This window comes from Pseudomonas sp. PA-5-4B (genome assembly GCF_021606215.1).
Taxonomy (GTDB): Bacteria; Pseudomonadota; Gammaproteobacteria; order Pseudomonadales; family Pseudomonadaceae; genus Aquipseudomonas; species Aquipseudomonas edaphica.
Window position 1 is genome coordinate 17,457 of record NZ_WKDB01000066.1, and the last position, 17,649, is coordinate 35,105.

Annotated in this window: 12 protein-coding genes and 1 other RNA gene; 5 read left to right on the plus strand and 8 right to left on the minus strand. The window is 60.5% G+C overall.

The window, feature by feature from the left end:
* Nucleotides 1-111 precede the first annotated feature (111 nt).
* Nucleotides 112-1,041 (minus strand): N-acetylmuramidase family protein, encoded by a 930-nt coding sequence (locus GIW28_RS24815; protein WP_236445787.1) that lies wholly within the window; start codon nt 1,039-1,041, stop codon nt 112-114.
* Between GIW28_RS24815 and GIW28_RS24820 the strand changes: the two genes are divergently transcribed.
* A complete protein-coding gene (locus GIW28_RS24820) occupies nt 1,040-1,207 on the plus strand; it encodes a hypothetical protein (RefSeq protein ID WP_169984923.1) in 168 nt (55 codons plus the stop codon). The two genes, GIW28_RS24815 and GIW28_RS24820, sit on opposite strands and share 2 nt — an antisense overlap.
* Nucleotides 1,208-1,248: 41 nt before the next feature.
* Here GIW28_RS24820 and ffs read toward each other — a convergent pair.
* The 6 genes from ffs to GIW28_RS24850 form a co-directional block, all read right to left on the minus strand.
* Nucleotides 1,249-1,345: signal recognition particle sRNA small type (gene ffs / locus GIW28_RS24825), an RNA gene on the minus strand.
* 240 nt (nt 1,346-1,585) lie between these two features.
* Complete coding sequence (locus GIW28_RS24830) at nt 1,586-2,752, minus strand: zinc-binding metallopeptidase family protein (protein WP_017134787.1); 1,167 nt, start codon at nt 2,750-2,752, stop codon at nt 1,586-1,588.
* A 161-nt stretch (nt 2,753-2,913) separates the two neighbouring features.
* Nucleotides 2,914-5,271, minus strand: coding sequence for an NAD-dependent DNA ligase LigA (gene ligA, locus GIW28_RS24835; RefSeq protein WP_236445785.1), 2,358 nt, complete (start codon nt 5,269-5,271; stop codon nt 2,914-2,916).
* Nucleotides 5,272-5,358: 87 nt separating this feature from the next.
* Nucleotides 5,359-6,228 carry a cell division protein ZipA gene (gene zipA, locus GIW28_RS24840; RefSeq protein ID WP_017134785.1) on the minus strand — a complete coding sequence of 290 codons (870 nt, stop codon included), beginning with the start codon at nt 6,226-6,228 and terminating at the stop codon, nt 5,359-5,361.
* 284 nt (nt 6,229-6,512) lie between these two features.
* Nucleotides 6,513-10,001, minus strand: coding sequence for a chromosome segregation protein SMC (gene smc, locus GIW28_RS24845; protein ID WP_170039260.1), 3,489 nt, complete (start codon nt 9,999-10,001; stop codon nt 6,513-6,515).
* Between the two features lie 2 nt (nt 10,002-10,003).
* Nucleotides 10,004-10,663 carry a GntR family transcriptional regulator gene (locus tag GIW28_RS24850; protein WP_017134783.1) on the minus strand — a complete coding sequence of 220 codons (660 nt, stop codon included), beginning with the start codon at nt 10,661-10,663 and terminating at the stop codon, nt 10,004-10,006.
* A gap of 280 nt (nt 10,664-10,943) precedes the next feature.
* Here GIW28_RS24850 and xdhA point away from each other — a divergent pair, with 280 nt between their 5' ends.
* The 4 genes from xdhA to guaD all read left to right on the plus strand — a co-directional run bounded on the left by xdhA (nt 10,944) and on the right by guaD (nt 17,052).
* Nucleotides 10,944-12,392 carry a xanthine dehydrogenase small subunit gene (gene xdhA, locus GIW28_RS24855; protein WP_236445782.1) on the plus strand — a complete coding sequence of 483 codons (1,449 nt, stop codon included), beginning with the start codon at nt 10,944-10,946 and terminating at the stop codon, nt 12,390-12,392.
* Nucleotides 12,385-14,772, plus strand: coding sequence for a xanthine dehydrogenase molybdopterin binding subunit (gene xdhB, locus GIW28_RS24860; protein WP_236445781.1), 2,388 nt, complete (start codon nt 12,385-12,387; stop codon nt 14,770-14,772). Before xdhA ends, xdhB begins: the two co-directional genes overlap by 8 nt.
* Before the next feature lie 120 nt (nt 14,773-14,892).
* Nucleotides 14,893-15,732 carry a xanthine dehydrogenase accessory protein XdhC gene (gene xdhC, locus GIW28_RS24865; protein WP_017134780.1) on the plus strand — a complete coding sequence of 280 codons (840 nt, stop codon included), beginning with the start codon at nt 14,893-14,895 and terminating at the stop codon, nt 15,730-15,732.
* Between the two features lie 15 nt (nt 15,733-15,747).
* A complete protein-coding gene (guaD, locus tag GIW28_RS24870) occupies nt 15,748-17,052 on the plus strand; it encodes a guanine deaminase (RefSeq protein WP_169984950.1) in 1,305 nt (434 codons plus the stop codon).
* 170 nt (nt 17,053-17,222) lie between these two features.
* Here the strand turns inward: guaD and GIW28_RS24875 are convergent.
* Nucleotides 17,223-17,649: GntR family transcriptional regulator (locus tag GIW28_RS24875; RefSeq protein WP_236490426.1), on the minus strand; the 427-nt coding region annotated here is incomplete at its 5' end.

The following is a 17,649-nucleotide window of genomic DNA, read 5'->3' on the forward strand; positions in this document are numbered from 1 at the left end:
AGCACCGCACACCTGTCATAACTTGAAACAAGTGGCTGGCGGAAACTAACAAGATGATTTTGGGTTGTCCAGTGGGCCACCTCAACGATGTGAGGCAGCCAGCAGGTGCGGCTATTTTTTCCGTTCCAGCGCCTCGAAGGCTTTTTGGATACGCCTGTCGTAGTCGCCATAGCTTGAGCCATTGTAATTGCGCGCCATGCCGGCAAAGTCCTTGCTTTTCATCGCTCTGAGCAAGGCTGGATTCTTGCGGCAAAAGCCGCAGAACGCCATCAATTGCTGGCCGGCGTTAAGCTTCAGTGCAGCCACAAACTCGAACACGTTCTTGTAACCACAGGCAGCAAAATTAAAGCCCATGACCTGGAACATACCGTAGGACGCCGACATCAGCGCTGCTGCCTGGTCCAACGTATAAGCATCGACCAGAGTCCGCCACGCAATCGCCTGGGTTTTATTGTTGGCTTTCCATTGCGGGCCAGCATTGACCAAAAAGGGGTAGGACAAAAAGGGGTAGGTCCTGTCGTACTTATGTTGAGTGTACTTGCGAAAGATATGGCCCTCGAAGGCGATAACCGGCATGTTGGCCGGCCCGAACCCGGATCGCCCACCAGACTCAACGGCGGCGAACGCCTTGATCAGGTTCACCGAAATACCGTTGCCCAGCGCTGCAGCCGCGCTCTGAAAATCAGCCTCGGTCAGGGCGATTTGACCGTCACAGGTGGGCCTGGTGACTAACGACTGGTCGGGAAGAACAACGGCATTGGCTTTGCCTGCATCGTCGGCCAAGCTATTGAACGTCCGACCGCCCGGGTCAATCACCCCATCAGGTTTGCTGACCTTGAGACGATTCGCCTGATAGTCGCTGATGCGCCGCAACAATAGCGGGCCGCACTTTCCGTCCTCCACAAGGCGCGAAGCGGATTCTGGCGTGATCAGATTAAACAGATGCTGGATAAAGCGAACATCAGCAAGCACATTCTGCGCCTTGCCTGGGGCGCCGACTGAAGCACTGAGCGTTCTGGGTAAAACGGGAAGGCTGGGCATGGCAATCATCCTTGTTGATCAAAGGAGTGCCATCACTTCTTTACTACTCCAGCACAGGGTCGCTTACATGAATGACGCTAGCAGGCCGCTGAAAGTTTTCCAGCACAACGCCGTCATCGCTGCGCAAAAAATGGCAGATGAGCGAGTAAAACAATGTTTGATTTGAAACAGGAAGGGTAGAAACAAAGGAGAGCGTTATGGAGGCAACCCCACCAGCCACACCCCGGCACACAATGTTCCCGCTGTGGCTGCTGCCTTCCGGCTCTGACCAGGTTCACGGGTAATCGTTGCGGGGGGACCGATGGGGTCACCATAACGACGCTGGCCTCTCGGCAAGCCGCGCCATTGTACCGATCTCATCGGAACTTACAACCGTTGTTCCGGATTAAAAATATGAAGGGGCTCAAGCACTTGTCCACAACCTCGATAACCTGCCAGAACCTTGTGGGAGCCGGGCTTGCCCGCGATTGCGGTGCATCAGTTGGGGCATTCACTGGATGATGCACCGCAATCGCAGGCAAGCCAGCTCCCACATAGGGGCGGATTACTGTGCTTGTACGACTTCGTCGGCCCTGCCGCCCTCCTCCTGAATCACCAAGTGAATGAAGTGCAGCTTGGCGATCACGGCCGGCGGCAACACAAAGGGGTAGAAATCCGGCTGGCCCATGCTGCGCGACAGTTCGTTGAGCATGCCGGCCAGTTCGATCCAGGCGTTGACGAACGACAGGAAGGCCGGGCCGCCAGGGTGTTCGGGGTCGTAGAGCGTGGTCAACGGGAAGGGTTGGTAATCCAGGTCCATCTCGCGGGCACTCATGCCAAAGCCCAGTGCGGTGTCGACGGCGTCCATCATGTGCAGGTAGTGAGCCCAGGTTTCGGCCCAGTCTTCCCAGGGGTGCATGGTCGCGTAGGCGCTGACACAGGTTTGCTGCCAGTCGGCGCGCGGGCCGTTCTGGTAGTGCTGCTCGAGTGCCTCGGCGTAACTGGCGCGTTCGTCGCCGAACAGGCTACGAAACGATTCAAGCCAATGGCTGTTGGCAATCAGCCGATCCCAATAGTAGTGGCCGACTTCGTGGCGAAAGTGGCCGAGCAACGTGCGATACGGCTCGCGCATTTGCACACGGACTTTCTCGCGATGGGCGTCGTCCGCTTCCTTGATATCGAGGGTGATCAGGCCGTTGGCGTGGCCGGTGGTGGGTGCGTTGCCTTCAAGGTCAATGCCGACGAAATCGAAGGCCAGGCCGCTGTTTTCGTCAACACTTTTGGGCACCACTTGCAGGCCCAGGCTGATCAGTTGCGCCACCAACCGGCGCTTGGCGGTTTCGACTTTGCGCCAGCGTTCGGGGTTTTCCGGCACCGATAAGTCGGGAATGGTGCGGTTCAGGCTGCACGCCACGCACAGCGTTGCGGTGCTGTGGGCAGGAATCAGCCAGTTACAGGCGGCCGGGGTGTCGAGGTTGGCGCAGCGGCGGAAGGTGCCGGCGTCAAGGTTATCGTCCTGTAGCCATGTGCCATCGACCGGGCCGGGCTGTAGCGACGACAGCCGGCTTTGCTGGGGCTGATAGCCCAACAGCGCAGAACAGACCAGGCACTGGCTGTTGCGAAAGAACAGCGACTGGCCGCACCGGCACTGCCACACCTTGCTGCTGCGCGAGGATCCGGCCATGAACGGTGCGGCGATGCGCGTGCTGAGTTGCTCGAAGTAGCGGAACATGGCGATCTCTCCCTGGGTAACCAAGACTAGATCATTTACCGTGAAAGATCGTTCCCACGCTCTGCGTGGGAATGCCTGCGGTGACGCTCTGCGTCACGAGGTTCAAGAGCCGACGCAGAGCGTCCAGGGCTGCATTCCCACGCGGAGCGTGGGAACGATCGTCAGACGCTGATGTTGTGTTTGGCCAGGAAAGCGACGAAGGCCTCTTCGTCCAGCACCTTGAGGCCCAGCTCGGTGGCCTTGGCCAACTTGGAACCCGCGCCCGGCCCGGCAACCACGCAGTGAGTCTTGGCCGAGACGGAACCTGCCACCTTGGCGCCCAGGCTTTCGAGCTTGTCCTTGGCCACATCACGGCTCATCAGCTCAAGAGAGCCGGTCAGCACCCAGGTATGCCCCGCTTCCGGCAAGCCTTCGACGACCTTCTTCTCGCTCTGCCAGTGCATACCGAAGTCCTTGAGCTGCTGCTCGATGGCCAGGGCACGGTGGGCATTGTCCGGGTTATCAAAAAACTCGCGCACCGCCTTGGCCTGCTTCTCGGGCAACGCCTGGCGCATATCCAGCCAGTCGGCCTTGATCACGCCTTCGAGGCTGACGAACTTGTCGGCCAGTTTTTGCGCGGCGCCAGGCCCTACGCTGGGCACGTGCAGCTTGTCGAGCAGGCCGCCGAGGGTGGTGCTGGCGGCAAACTCGGCGCTCAGGTCGCCCTGATCCTGCAATTGCAGGCCGCATTCATCCGGCGACAGCAGCGCGCCAATCACCTCCTGGTTATGGCTGTCTTCAAAGAAGCTGTGAATCTCGTGGGCGACTTCAAGGCCCACGTCCGGCAAGTACGTCAGCACTTCCGGCAAGGCCTGCTGCACGCGCTCCAGGGACGCCAGCGAGCGCGCGAGCACCTTGGCCGTCTCTTCGCCCACGTCCGGAATGCCCAAGGCGTAGATAAACCGCGCCAGGGTCGGCGTCTTGCTGTTTTCGATGGCGGCAATCAGCTTCTTGCTGGAAATATCGGCAAAGCCTTCCAGGTCGATGATCTGCTCGTATTTGAGCTTGTAGAGGTCAGCCGGCGAGCCGATAAGCTTTTCATCCACCAGTTGCTCGATGGTCTTGTCGCCCAGGCCGTCAATGTCCATGGCGCGGCGCGACACAAAATGGATGATCGCCTGCTTGAGCTGCGCGCCACAGGCCAGGCGCCCGACGCAGCGGTAAACCGCGCCTTCGCTGACGGTTTCCTTGCCCTTGCTGCGCTTGACCAGTTGCGTGCGCTCCACATGGGAGCCGCACACCGGGCAGCTTTGCGGAATGTGCACGGCGCGGGCGTTTTCCGGGCGGCGTTCGGTGACCACCGAGACGACTTGCGGGATCACATCACCGGCACGGCGAATGATCACGGTGTCGCCGATCATCAAGCCCAGGCGCGCCACTTCATCCATATTGTGCAAGGTTGCGTTGGACACCGTCACACCCGCGACCTTGACCGGCTTCAAGCGCGCCACCGGCGTTACTGCACCGGTGCGGCCGACCTGGAATTCCACGTCGAGCAGTTCGGTCAGCTCTTCCATGGCCGGGAATTTATGCGCGATGGCCCAGCGTGGTTCACGGGCGCGGAAGCCCAACTCTCGCTGGGAGGCAATGCTGTTGACCTTGAACACCACGCCGTCAATCTCGTACGGCAGGCTGTTACGCCGCTCGCCGATATCGCGGTAGTACGCCAGGCAATCCTGAATACCCTTGGCCAGCTTCAGCTCATGGCTGATGGGCATGCCCCACTTCTGCAGTTGCTGCAGGTTACCGATATGGGTGTCACTGATGTCGGTAGTCACGCCGTAGCAGCAAAACTCCAGCGGGCGGCTGGCGGTGATCTTCGAGTCCAGCTGGCGCAAGCTGCCCGCGGCGGCATTACGCGGGTTGGCGAAGGTCTTGCCGCCCACTTCCAGTTGCGAGGCATTAAGGCGCTCGAAGCCAGCCTTGGACATGAACACTTCGCCGCGCACTTCCAGGGTCGCCGGCCAGCCGATGCCGTGCAGTTTCAACGGGATATTGCGCACCGTGCGCACGTTGACGCTGATGTCTTCACCGGTGGTGCCATCGCCGCGCGTGGCACCGCGCACCAGTTCGCCGTCCTGATACAACAGGCTGACCGCCAGGCCATCGAGCTTGGGCTCGCAGCTGTATTCCACCGCTGCGCCGCCGCCAAACAGATCGCCCACCGGCAGGTCGAGACCTTCGGTAACCCGGCGATCAAATTCGAGCATGGTGGTTTCATCAAAGGCGTTGCCCAGGCTGAGCATCGGAATCTCGTGCTTGACCTGGGTGAACGCCGACAGCGCCGCACTGCCAACCCGCTGCGTCGGCGAATCACGCGTCACCAAATCCGGGTGCTCGGCTTCCAGAGCCTTTAGCTCATGGAATAACCGGTCGTACTCGGCGTCCGGAATGCTCGGCTCGTCGAGGACGTGGTAGCGGTAATTGTGCTGATCCAGTTCAGCGCGCAGTTCGAGAATGCGGGTGTGGGCGGCGGTCATGGGTGTTCTCTCATAAAGCAAAAGAGCAGCCGAAGCTGCTCAATATGTTAGTGCACGGATTCTACAGGCAACGCTTAAGATCGAACCTCAGCGTTTCTGTGTCAGGGCGCGACGCTCGAACTCGACGATGCGCTGACGGTAATGCTCGATGGTCTGGGCAGTGAGCACGCTGCGTTGGTCGTCCTTGAGCTCGCCGTTGAGCTCTTGGGACAGCTTGCGCGCAGCAGCCACCATCACGTCGAACGCTTGTTTCGGGTGACGCGGGCCTGGCAAACCGAGGAAGAAGCTCACCGCCGGGGTGCTGAACAAGTCGATATCGTCCAGATCGAAAGTGCCCGGCTTGACCGCGTTGGCCATGGAGAACAGCACTTCGCCGTTACCGGCCATGCTTTCGTGGCGGTGGAAAATATCCATCTCGCCAAAGCGCAGGCCGCTTTCGAGGATATTCTGCAAGAGTGCCGGGCCTTTGAAGCCGGCGGCGTCGCGGCAGATCACGCTGATCACCAAGACTTCTTCGGCAGCCGGCTGGTCGTTGACCGATTGGCGCGGCGCACTGGATGCCTTGCCGATATTTTCATCCGGGAAATCGTCGTCGCGGCTGCTGAAGCTCGGGCCTTCGTCGACGTCGAGGTTCAGGTCGCCCTGATGCGGCTCGGCGACGGCGGCACTGGCGCGCTTGCCACGCTTGGACGACGGCTCGCGGGCTTCACGCACCGGCGCACTCATCGACGGCAAGTCGTGCTCGTCCAGTTGTGGTTCTTTATGGTTATCCAGCACACGAGGCGGCCCCAGCAGCTCGGCGCTGCCGTCGTCGTCGGGCAAGTTGGACAGGTTACGGTCCAAACGGAATTTGAGCTTGCCCTTGCCACCGCGCATGCGGCGCCAGCCATCAAAAAGAATACCGGCAATGACAATAATGCCGATGACGATCAGCCACTCGCGCAGACCGATTTCCATGTAATCCCGTGCCTCTAATAAAAAATGCTGAAAAATAAGGGGTTTAGCAACGTCCAAACCGCTTTAAAACGTGGCGCCAACTCTATGTTCTGACTGACGTTTTGCCCACGCATACGAGGAATTGACAATAAACTAGCACGACCTTCGATAACTTTACACAGTTGGCGCGAAATGTATCGGTTTGCCATCTTTCGGCGACATGGGAGATCTCTTACGCAAGCCGCCAACTGTGAGCTACACACTGCAAGCTATAGCCTCGCACACTTGCAGCTTGCAACTCGCCGCTAGGCGTCCACCATCGCCATCGCTTCTTCGACATCCACCGCCACCAACCGCGAACAACCCGGCTCATGCATCGTCACGCCCATCAACTGGTCGGCCATTTCCATGGCGATCTTGTTGTGGGTGATATAGATGAACTGCACGGTCTGGGACATCTCTTTAACCAACCGAGCGTAGCGTCCAACGTTAGCGTCATCCAGCGGCGCGTCAACTTCGTCGAGCATGCAAAACGGCGCCGGGTTCAACTTGAAGATCGCAAATACCAGGGCCAATGCCGTGAGTGCCTTTTCGCCACCGGACAACAAATGGATGGTGCTGTTCTTCTTGCCCGGGGGCCGCGCCATAATCGTCACCCCTGTATCGAGTAGATCTTCGCCCGTCAGTTCCAAGTAGGCGCTGCCGCCACCGAAAACTTTCGGGAATAACGCCTGTAAACCGCCATTAATCTGATCAAAGGTATCTTTGAAGCGATTACGGGTTTCCTTGTCGATCTTGCGGATCACGTTCTCCAGAGTGTCCAGCGCTTCGACCAGGTCGGCGTCTTGAGCATCCAGATAACGTTTACGCTCGGACTGTTGCTGGTATTCGTCGATGGCCGCCAAGTTGATCGCGCCCAGGCGCTGGATACGCGCGGCGATGCGCTCAAGTTCTTCTTCGGCGTCTTTTTCATTGGCCTGGGCGGTCAATGTATTGAGCACGCCGTGCAAGTCATAGCCGTCTTCAAGCAACTGGTCTTGCAGGGTTTTGCGGCGCACGGTCAGGGCTTGCCATTCCATGCGTTGCTGTTCGAGTTGGCCGCGAATCAGCTGGGATTGCTGCTCGGCCTGGGTCCGGCGTTTCTCGGCGTCGCGCAGTTCGCGGTCGGCGTCTTCCAGGGCGATTTGCGCGGTCTTGAGTTCTTCGTCAACGGTCATGCGCTTGTCGAGCAACTCTTCGAGCTTAAGGCGTAACTCTTCCAGCGGCGCCTCGCCCTCCTCCAGGTTGAGGCTCAGTTGCTCGCGCTTTTCGGTGAGGCGTTCGGACTGCATCTCCAAACGCTCAAGCGCCTGGCGCGTGGAGGTGTGCTGGGCCTGCAACGAGCCCAGGCGCACGGCCAATTGGTGGGCGTGATCCTTGTGCTGACGGGCTTCCTGGCGCACGCGATCGAGGCGCTCACGCAGGCTGTCGCGCTGGGCCAGCAGCAGTTCGCGCTGCTCGGTATCCAGCGCCATGCTGTCGAGGGCTTCCTGCAAGTGCAGGCGCGCTTCGCCGATCTGCTCGTGTTCGAGGGCGCGCTGCTCGCCCATCTCGGCCACTTCTTCGTCAAGGCGGGTGCGGCGCAGGGTCAGTTGCTCGGCCTTGGCCTTGCTCGCCGACAGTTGGGCTTTCAATTCGCCTTGCTGGCGCGCTTCGTCCTGCAAGAGGCGGCGCAGGTGTTCGCGGCCAGTCTCTTGTTGACGCTGAGTGGCACGCAGGGTTTGCAGTTCGGTTTCCAGGCTTTCGAGGGTGGCCTCGCGTTCTTCGCGTTCGGCGCTCAGGTTGACGATTTCCTGGCCACGGGCCAATACGCCGCTCTCGGCCTCACTGGCGCGACGCACGCGCAGGAAGTGCCGGCCAACCCAGTAACCGTCTCGGCTGATCAGGCTTTCACCGGCGCCCAATTGGCCACGCTGGGACAAGGCTTGCTCCAATGATTCAACCGGTTTGACCTGGCCCAGCCACGGCGCCAGATCGATCGCGGCCTCAACCTTGTCGAGCAAACTGCCCGGCACTCGCGTGCCATCGACGGCGGGGCTGAGCAAACGCAAATCGCCCTGGGCAAAACCGGCCAGGTCGAAACCGCCAAAATCATCCACCAGTACGGCTTGCAGGTCGGCACCCAACACGGTCTCGACCGCCAACTCCCAACCCGCTTCGACTTTTAAGCCTTCGGCCAGGCGCGGGCGCTCGGCCAGGTGCTGGTCACGCAGCCATTCGGCGGTGCCGGTGCCTGGGTCCAACGCTGCCTGCTGCAAGGCTTCAAGCGACGCCAAGCGCCCGTTCAGCCGCTGCAAATCGCCCTGGGCCTGCTGCTGGGCCTGGGTCGCCTGTTGCAGTTGCTGACGCAATTGCTCCAGGCGCTCCACTTGCTGTTCTTCGCTGGCCTCGAGTTCTTCCAGGGTCATTTCGCTTTCGGCCAGTTGTTCGCTCAACGCCATGATCGCCGCGTCTTCCGGGTCGGCGGCGAGCAACGCGCGCTCCTCCTGCATGCGGCGCTGGCGCTCGGCCAGGCGCTCCATGCTGGTTTCCAGTTGCTGGATGCGCGATTGCTGCACCTCAGCCTGGCGGCGCGGCTCGGCGGATTGCAGGTTGAAAGCGTCCCACTGTTCCTGCCAGCCGTGCATGGTGGTTTCGGCTTCTTCCAGGGCGGCCGCGGCCTCTTCGGCGGCGGCGCTGGTGATTTCCTGCTCGGGCGTGAGCATGTCCAGCTCTTCGCCCAACGTCAGCAGCAACGTACGGTCGTGGCCCAGGTGCGACTCGGTTTCCAGCCGCGCGCGTTCGGCTTCTTTCAAATCGTCCTGCAACTGGCGCAGGCGCTGCTGGCCGTGCTGGATGCTTTGCTCGACCCGGGCAATATCGCCACCAACCGAATAGAACCGCCCCTGCACCAGATTGAAGCGCTCGGACAGGTCATGGTGACCATCACGCAGACGCTCGATGCTGGCGTCGGCATTACGCTGCTCGGCCACCAGCGCTTCGAAGCTGATTTCCTGGGTGCCGATGATCGCTTCGCGCTGGCCGACCTGATCATTCAGCGCCTGCCAGCGCAGGGCCGAGAGCTGCGCCTTGAGCTGGCGCTCCTCGCCCTTGTATTCCTGGTACTTCTCGGCCGCCTGGGCCTGGCGGTGCAGGCGTTCCAGTTGACGCTCCAGCTCTTCGCGCAGGTCGGTCAGGCGGGCGAGGTTTTCGTGGGTACGGCGGATACGGTTTTCGGTCTCGCGGCGGCGCTCCTTGTACTTGGAGATGCCGGCCGCTTCTTCGATAAAGTTGCGCAGGTCTTCGGGCTTGGCTTCGATCAGCTTGGAGATCATGCCCTGCTCGATGATCGAATAGCTGCGCGGGCCTAAGCCGGTGCCAAGGAAAATATCGGTGATATCGCGTCGACGGCATTTGGTGCCGTTGAGGAAGTAACTGTTCTGGCTGTCGCGCGTCACTTTGCGGCGAATCGAGATTTCCGCGTAGGCCGCGTATTCGCCGATCAAGGTGCCATCGGAGTTATCGAACACCAGTTCGATGCTGGCCTGGCTCACCGGCTTGCGGCTGGTGGAGCCATTGAAGATGACGTCGGTCATCGACTCGCCACGCAGGTTTTTTGCCGAGCTCTCGCCCATCACCCAACGTACGGCGTCGATGATGTTCGACTTGCCGCAGCCATTGGGCCCGACCACCGCCGCCATGTTACTGGGGAAGTTCACCGTGGTCGGGTCGACGAAGGATTTGAACCCCGCCAGTTTGATGCACTTGAGCCGCACGTTTAGGCGCCCGCCAACGCAGCGATGACCAACGAGCTGCTGCGCTCGCAGTAGGCCGACAGTACCTGGCGGATCTGCGGCAGATCACGGGCGAGCACCGCCGCGAGCAGCTGCTCGAACAGCGCCAGGTACTCACTCATCTCCGCCTTGCGCTGGTCCAGGGCCAGGTAATAGGCACGGTTCATCGCCGGCTGCAGGTTTTCGACGGTTTCCTGCAAGTACGGGTTGTTGGCGAAGGGGTACGCGGCGCGCATCACACTGAAGCTTTCTTCGACGAAGGCACGCACGTCCTCACGTTCGAAACTGGTCATCAGGCGTTGCTGGATCTGCAGGAACGGCGCCATGTCAGCCTGGACCTTCCAGCCCTCAGCCACCGAATTGCCGAGCAGGATGTACAACTCGCCCATCAGCGTGCACAGGCTCTGCACCTTGTGCGCGGTGAGTTCGGTGACGTGGGCGCCACGGCGCGGCAGGATCGCGATCAGGTGGCGGCGCTCGAGGATCAGCAAAGCTTCACGCACGGAACCACGGCTGACATTGAGTGCCAGCGTGACTTTCTGTTCCTGGATCCGCTCCCCAGGCTTGAGATCGCCGCGAATGATACGTTCGGCGAGGTGGTGAGCAATTTGCTCGGCGAGACTGTCCGGCGCCTTGAACGTCATGTTTTCCCTTCAAAATCTTCTATCGGTACAAGCGCGGCAGTGTAGCGCATTGGCTGGCTGATGGCGCTACGCCCACAGGCGCGAATTTGGCATGAAATAAGCAGCGATGAAAAGCCAAAAGCCAGCAAAAACACCGGTTCCAGAAGACTGGACCATAATTAAAAGTGTTGTGATCGCAATTTCTTGACCTTCTGGTCAGAAAATCGTTGACCGAAAAGTCAGACATGACTAGATTCGGCGCAAAGCGGTTAACAACAATAATGAGTCTGCGAGGCCTTCCGTGATCCAGTTTTTACTTAACCAGGAACTCCGTAGCGAGCACGCCCTGGACCCCAACCTGACCGTGCTCAACTATTTGCGCGAGCATTTGGGCAAATCCGGCACCAAGGAAGGCTGCGCCAGCGGCGATTGCGGTGCATGCACCGTGGTGGTCGGCGAATTGCACACCGACACTCAAGGCGCGGAGCAGATCCGCTATCGCAGCCTCAATTCCTGCCTGACGTTTGTGTCGTCATTGCACGGCAAACAGCTGATCAGCGTCGAAGACCTCAAACATCAAGGCCAACTGCACAGCGTGCAACAGGCCATGGTCGAGTGCCACGGCTCGCAATGCGGCTTTTGCACCCCAGGCTTTGTGATGTCGCTGTTTGCCCTGCAAAAGAACAGCGACGCCCCCAATAGCCAGAAAGCCCATGAAGCCCTGGCCGGTAACCTGTGCCGTTGCACCGGTTATCGACCGATCCTCGCCGCCGCCGAACAGGCCTGCTGCAACAAGCCGGCGGATCAGTTCGACAGCCGCCAACCCGAGACCATCGCCCGTCTCAAAGCCATCGCGCCCACGCAAACCGGTGAACTCAACAGCGGCGACAAACGCTGCCTGGTGCCGCTCACCGTTGCCGACCTGGCCGATCTCTACGACGCCTATCCGCAGGCGCGTTTGCTGGCGGGCGGCACTGACCTGGCACTGGAAGTCACGCAGTTCCACCGTGTGCTGCCGGTGATGATCTACGTGGGCAACATTGAAGAGATGAAGCGCATCGAGTCGTTCGACGACCGCCTGGAAATCGGCGCGGCTACACCGCTGTCCGACTGCTACAGCGCGCTGCACCACGAATACCCGGACTTCGGCGATTTGCTGCACCGCTTCGCTTCGCTGCAGATCCGCAACCAGGGCACGCTGGGCGGCAATATCGGCAATGCGTCGCCCATCGGCGATTCGCCACCACTGCTGATCGCGCTCGGCGCGCAGATCGTGCTGTGCAAGGGCAACACCCGTCGCACCCTGGCGCTGGAAGATTACTTTATCGACTACCGTGTCACTGCGCGCCAGGACAGCGAGTTTATCGAGAAGATTATCGTGCCCAAGGGCCACCAGCTGTTCCGCGCCTACAAGGTTTCCAAGCGCCTGGACGATGATATTTCCGCCGTGTGCGCCGCCTTCAACCTGAAGCTCGACAACGGTGTGATCAGCGACGCCCGCGTGGCGTTTGGCGGCATGGCCGCCACGCCCAAACGCGCGAAAAGCTGCGAAACCGTATTGGTCGGCGCCACCTGGAACGCCGCCACGGTGGAGAAAGCCTGCGCCGCCCTCGCCCAGGATTTCACCCCGCTGTCGGACTTCCGCGCCAGCAAGGAATACCGCCTGCTCAGCGCGCAGAATCTGCTGCGCAAATACTTCATCGAACTGCAAACACCGCACATCGAGACTCGGGTGACCGCTTATGTCTAACCATCACGCCGTCGTTAAAACCCAGGCCGAACTCGCCGAGCTGTTTGCCCAGGACCTGACCACCGGGGTCGGCCGCAGCGTCAAGCATGACAGCGCCGCCAAGCATGTCAGCGGTGAAGCGCAGTACATCGATGATCGCCTTGAATTCCCTAACCAGTTGCACCTGTATGCGCGTATGTCCGACCGCGCCCATGCGCGCATCATCAGCATCGACACCGCGCCCTGCTACGCCTTTGACGGCGTGCGTATCGTCATCACCCATGAAGATGTGCCGGGCCTCAAAGACATTGGTCCATTGATGCCCGGCGACCCGTTACTGGCCATCGACACCGTGCAGTTTGTCGGCCAAGTGGTGCTGGCCGTGGCCGCCCGCGACCTGGAAACCGCGCGCAAAGCGGCCATGGCGGCGGTGATCGAATACGAAGACCTGGAGCCGGTGCTGGACGTGGTCGAGGCCTTTCGCAAGAAGCACTTTGTGCTCGACAGCCACACCCACCAACGCGGTGATTCGGCGGGCGCACTGGCCACCGCGAAAAACCGTATCCAGGGCACCCTGCATATCGGCGGCCAGGAACACTTCTACCTGGAAACCCAGATTTCCTCGGTAATGCCCACCGAAGACGGCGGCATGATCGTCTACTGCTCCACGCAAAACCCCACCGAAGTGCAAAAGCTGGTGGCCGAAGTGCTCGACGTGTCGATGAATAAAATCGTCGTGGACATGCGCCGCATGGGCGGGGGTTTTGGCGGCAAGGAAACCCAGGCCGCCAGCCCCGCGTGCCTGTGCGCGGTGGTCGCGCACCTGACCGGCCAGCCGACCAAGATGCGCCTGCCGCGTGTCGAAGACATGCTGATGACCGGCAAGCGCCACCCGTTCTATATCGAATACGACGTGGGCTTTGACGACAACGGCCGCCTGCACGGCATCAATCTGGACCTGGCAGGTAACTGCGGCTGTTCGCCGGACCTGTCCAACTCGATTGTCGACCGCGCAATGTTCCACTCCGACAACTCGTATTACCTGGGCGACGCCACCGTCAACGGCCACCGCTGCAAGACCAACACCGCGTCCAACACAGCGTATCGCGGCTTTGGCGGCCCGCAAGGCATGGTGGCCATCGAAGAGGTCATGGACGCCATTGCGCGTCATCTGGCGCTGGACCCGTTGGCGGTGCGCAAGGCCAATTACTACGGCAAGACCGAGCGCAACGTCACCCACTACTACCAGACCGTCGAGCACAACATGCTCGAAGAAATGACCGCCGAGCTTGAAGCCAGCAGCCAGTACGCCGAGCGTCGCGAGGCGATCCGCCTGTACAACGCCCACAGCCCGATTCTGAAAAAAGGCCTGGCGCTGACGCCGGTGAAATTCGGTATTTCGTTTACCGCCAGTTTCCTCAACCAGGCTGGCGCGTTAATCCACATTTACACCGACGGCAGCATCCACCTGAACCACGGCGGCACCGAGATGGGCCAGGGCTTGAACATCAAGGTCGCGCAGGTGGTGGCTGAAATATTCCAGGTCGAGACCGACCGCGTGCAGATCACCGCCACCAACACCGACAAGGTGCCCAACACCTCGCCGACCGCCGCCTCCAGCGGTGCCGACTTGAACGGCAAGGCCGCGCAGAACGCTGCCGAAACCATCAAGCAGCGCCTGGTGGAATTTGCCGCGCGTAAGTACGACGTGAGTGAAGCGGACGTGGAGTTCCACAACGGCCATGTGCGCGTGCGCGATCAGATCCTGACCTTTGAGGCGTTGATCCAGCAGGCGTATTTCGCTCAGGTTTCGCTGTCGAGCACCGGCTTTTACAAAACCCCAAAAATCTTTTACGACCGCAGCCAGGCACGTGGCCGGCCGTTCTATTACTTCGCGTTCGGCGCGGCCTGCTGCGAAGTGATCGTCGACACCCTGACCGGCGAATACAAGATGTTGCGCACCGACATCCTCCACGATGTGGGCGCCTCGCTGAACCCGGCCATCGACATCGGCCAGGTCGAAGGCGGCTTTATCCAGGGCATGGGCTGGCTGACCATGGAAGAGCTGGTGTGGAACAACAAGGGCAAGCTGATGACCAACGGCCCGGCCAGCTACAAGATCCCGGCCGTGGCGGACATGCCCCTGGATTTGCGTGTGAAGCTGGTGGAAAACCGCAAAAACCCGGAAGACACGGTGTTCCACTCCAAGGCCGTGGGCGAGCCGCCGTTTATGCTCGGGATTGCTTCGTGGTGTGCGATCAAGGATGCCGTGGCGAGCCTGGGTGACTATCGCCATCAGCCGAAGATTGATGCGCCGGCGACGCCGGAGCGGGTGTTGTGGGGCTGTGAGCAGATGCGGCAGTTGAGCACTGCAAAAGCCGTTGAGACTGAACTGGCTTGATCGTTCCCACGCTCTGCGTGGGAATGCCGCCTTGGACGCTGTGCGTCCGCTGTTGTGACGCAGAGCGTCACGGTATGCATTCCCACGCGGAGCGTGGGAACGATCTGACTGGAGGTGACTATGAACAACTGGATCAGCGCCCTCGCCGACCTGCAGAACCAGGGTGAACCCTGCGTGCTGGTGACCATCATCGAAGAGCTCGGCTCCACGCCGCGCAATGCCGGCTCAAAAATGGTCATCAGCGCCGCGCACACCTTCGACACCATCGGCGGCGGGCACCTGGAATACAAGGCGATGCAGATCGCCCGTGACATGCTGGTGCGTGGCCAGCAGAACACCCATCTGGAGCGCTTCAGCCTCGGCGCCAGCCTGGGCCAGTGCTGCGGCGGCGTGACGGTGTTGCTGTTCGAACCCATGGGCCAGGTGCAGGCGCAGATCGCGGTATTTGGCGCCGGCCATGTCGGCCGCGCGCTGGTGCCGTTGTTGGCAAGCCTGCCGTGTCGGGTGCGCTGGATTGATTCGCGTGATCAGGAGTTTCCAGAACACATCCCTCAGGGCGTGCGTAAAATCATCAGCGAAGAGCCGGTCGACGAAATTGCCGACCTGCCGGTGGGCAGTTACTGCATCGTGATGACCCACAACCACGCGCTGGACCTGGAACTGACCGCCGCGCTGCTCAAGCGCAATGACTTTGCCTATTTCGGCCTGATCGGTTCAAAGACCAAGCGGGTCAAGTTCGAACACCGCCTGCGTGATCGCGGCTTCGACACCGCGCAACTGCAACGCATGCGCTGCCCCATGGGCCTCACCGAGGTAAAGGGCAAACTGCCGGTGGAGATCGCCATCTCCATCGCCGGCGAAATCATCGCCACCTATAACGCGAATTTCGGCCAGCACAGTGCGAGCGCCGAACCTATTGCCAAACTGCTGCCGGCCTCGCGTCGCAGCCAAGCTATCTAACACATTGAGATCACCATGCCTTTGACTCGCAAAGCCTACCGCGCCGCCATTTTGCACAGCATCGCCGACCCCGCCGAAGTGGGGATCGAAGCCTCTTATGAGTATTTCGAAGACGGCCTGCTGGTGATCGATAACGGCCAGATCAGCGCCCTGGGCCACGCCAGCGATTTGCTGCCAACCCTGCCCGCCGACATCGACGTGACCCATTATCAGGATGCGCTGATCACGCCCGGGCTGATCGACACCCATATCCACCTGCCGCAAACCGGCATGGTCGGTGCCTATGGCGAGCAGTTGCTGGATTGGCTCAACACCTACACCTTCCCGTGTGAAAGCCAGTTCGCCGACAAGGCCCACGCCGAGGAAGTCGCGGGTATCTTTATCAAGGAACTGCTGCGCAATGGCACCACCACGGCGTTGGTGTTCGGCAGTGTGCACCCGCAGTCGGTGAACGCGTTCTTTGAAGCCGCCGAGAAACTCGACCTGCGCATGATCGCCGGCAAGGTGATGATGGACCGCAACGCGCCGGACTACCTCACCGACACTGCCGAATCCGGCTATCAGGAAAGCAAGGCGCTGATCGAACGCTGGCACGGCAAGGGCCGCTTGCACTATGCCGTCACGCCACGTTTTGCGCCGACCAGCACCCCGGAGCAACTGGCGCTGGCCGGGCAACTGCTGGGCGAATACCCGGACCTGTACATGCAGACGCACATCAGCGAGAACAAGCAGGAAGTCGAGTGGGTAAAAGCGCTGTTCCCGGAGCGCAATGGCTATCTGGATGTGTACGACCACTACAAACTACTGGGCGAGCGCTCGGTGTTTGCCCACGGCGTACACCTGTGTGATGACGAGTGCGCACGGCTGGCGGAGACGGGTTCAGCCGTGGCGTTCTGCCCGACCTCGAACCTATTCCTCGGCAGTGGCTTGTTCAACTTGCCGATGGCCGAGAAGCACAAGCTGAATGTCGGCCTGGGCACTGACGTGGGCGGTGGCACCAGCTTCTCGCTGCTGCAAACCCTGAACGAAGCCTACAAGGTCATGCAATTGCAGGGCGCGCGTTTGAGCCCGTTCAAGTCGCTGTACCTGGCCACCTTGGGCGGTGCGCGGGCACTGCGTCTGGAAGACAAGATCGGCACATTGCAGCCGGGCACGGATGCGGACTTTTTGGTGCTGGACTACAACGCTACGCCACTGCTCAGCTATCGCTTGAAGCAGGCCAATAACATTGCCGAGACGTTGTTTGTGTTGATGACGTTGGGGGATGACCGGACGGTGTTGCAGACGTATGCAGCGGGTCAGTTGGTGCACCAGCGCTAATTTCAGCAACACCACAAAACAAATGTGGGAGCTGGGCTTGTGTGGGAGCTGGCTTGCCTGCGATAGCATCACCGCGGTGTACCTGATACACCTCGGTGCCCGCATCGCAGGCAAGCCAGCTCCCACACAAGCCAGTTCCCACATTTTTAGTCCCAGGCGAACCTGGAACATCACAGTTTGACTGAAGAACGCCCTGGCTTCTTGGTCTGCAACAAATGCGAGAACACCGCGTGCAAATCATCCGACGCGCTTTCCTCGTCGAGGTTGAGCTTGCTGTCGATGTGATCCATGTGGTGCATCATCAAATTCACTGCCAGCGTCGCGTCGCGTGCTTCGATCGCATCGATCAGTTGGGTGTGCTCATCGTAGGAACAGTGCGAGCGGTTGCCGCTTTCGTACTGGGCGATGATCAACGAGGTCTGCGACACCAGGCTGCGCTGGAAGCTGATCAGCGGTGCATTCTTCGCCGCTTCGGCGAGCTTCAAGTGGAATTCGCCGGAGAGGCGGATACCGGCACCGCGATCACCCCGTGAGAAGCTGTCGCGCTCGTCGTTGACCCTCCGGCGCCACTCGGCCAGGTGCTCAGCCGGGGCGTGT

Excerpts from the sequence above, each read along its gene's own strand:
- GIW28_RS24815 (WP_236445787.1), bottom strand. The coding sequence starts at position 1,041 with ATGCCCAGCCTTCCCGTTTTACCCAGAACGCTCAGTGCTTCAGTCGGC.
- GIW28_RS24850 (WP_017134783.1), bottom strand. The coding sequence starts at position 10,663 with ATGACGTTCAAGGCGCCGGACAGTCTCGCCGAGCAAATTGCTCACCAC.
- xdhC (WP_017134780.1), top strand. The coding sequence starts at position 14,893 with ATGAACAACTGGATCAGCGCCCTCGCCGACCTGCAGAACCAGGGTGAA.
- zipA (WP_017134785.1), bottom strand. The coding sequence starts at position 6,228 with ATGGAAATCGGTCTGCGCGAGTGGCTGATCGTCATCGGCATTATTGTC.
- ligA (WP_236445785.1), bottom strand. The coding sequence starts at position 5,271 with ATGACCGCCGCCCACACCCGCATTCTCGAACTGCGCGCTGAACTGGAT.
- GIW28_RS24820 (WP_169984923.1), top strand. The coding sequence starts at position 1,040 with ATGGCAATCATCCTTGTTGATCAAAGGAGTGCCATCACTTCTTTACTA.
- guaD (WP_169984950.1), top strand. The coding sequence starts at position 15,748 with ATGCCTTTGACTCGCAAAGCCTACCGCGCCGCCATTTTGCACAGCATC.
- xdhB (WP_236445781.1), top strand. The coding sequence starts at position 12,385 with ATGTCTAACCATCACGCCGTCGTTAAAACCCAGGCCGAACTCGCCGAG.
- GIW28_RS24830 (WP_017134787.1), bottom strand. The coding sequence starts at position 2,752 with ATGTTCCGCTACTTCGAGCAACTCAGCACGCGCATCGCCGCACCGTTC.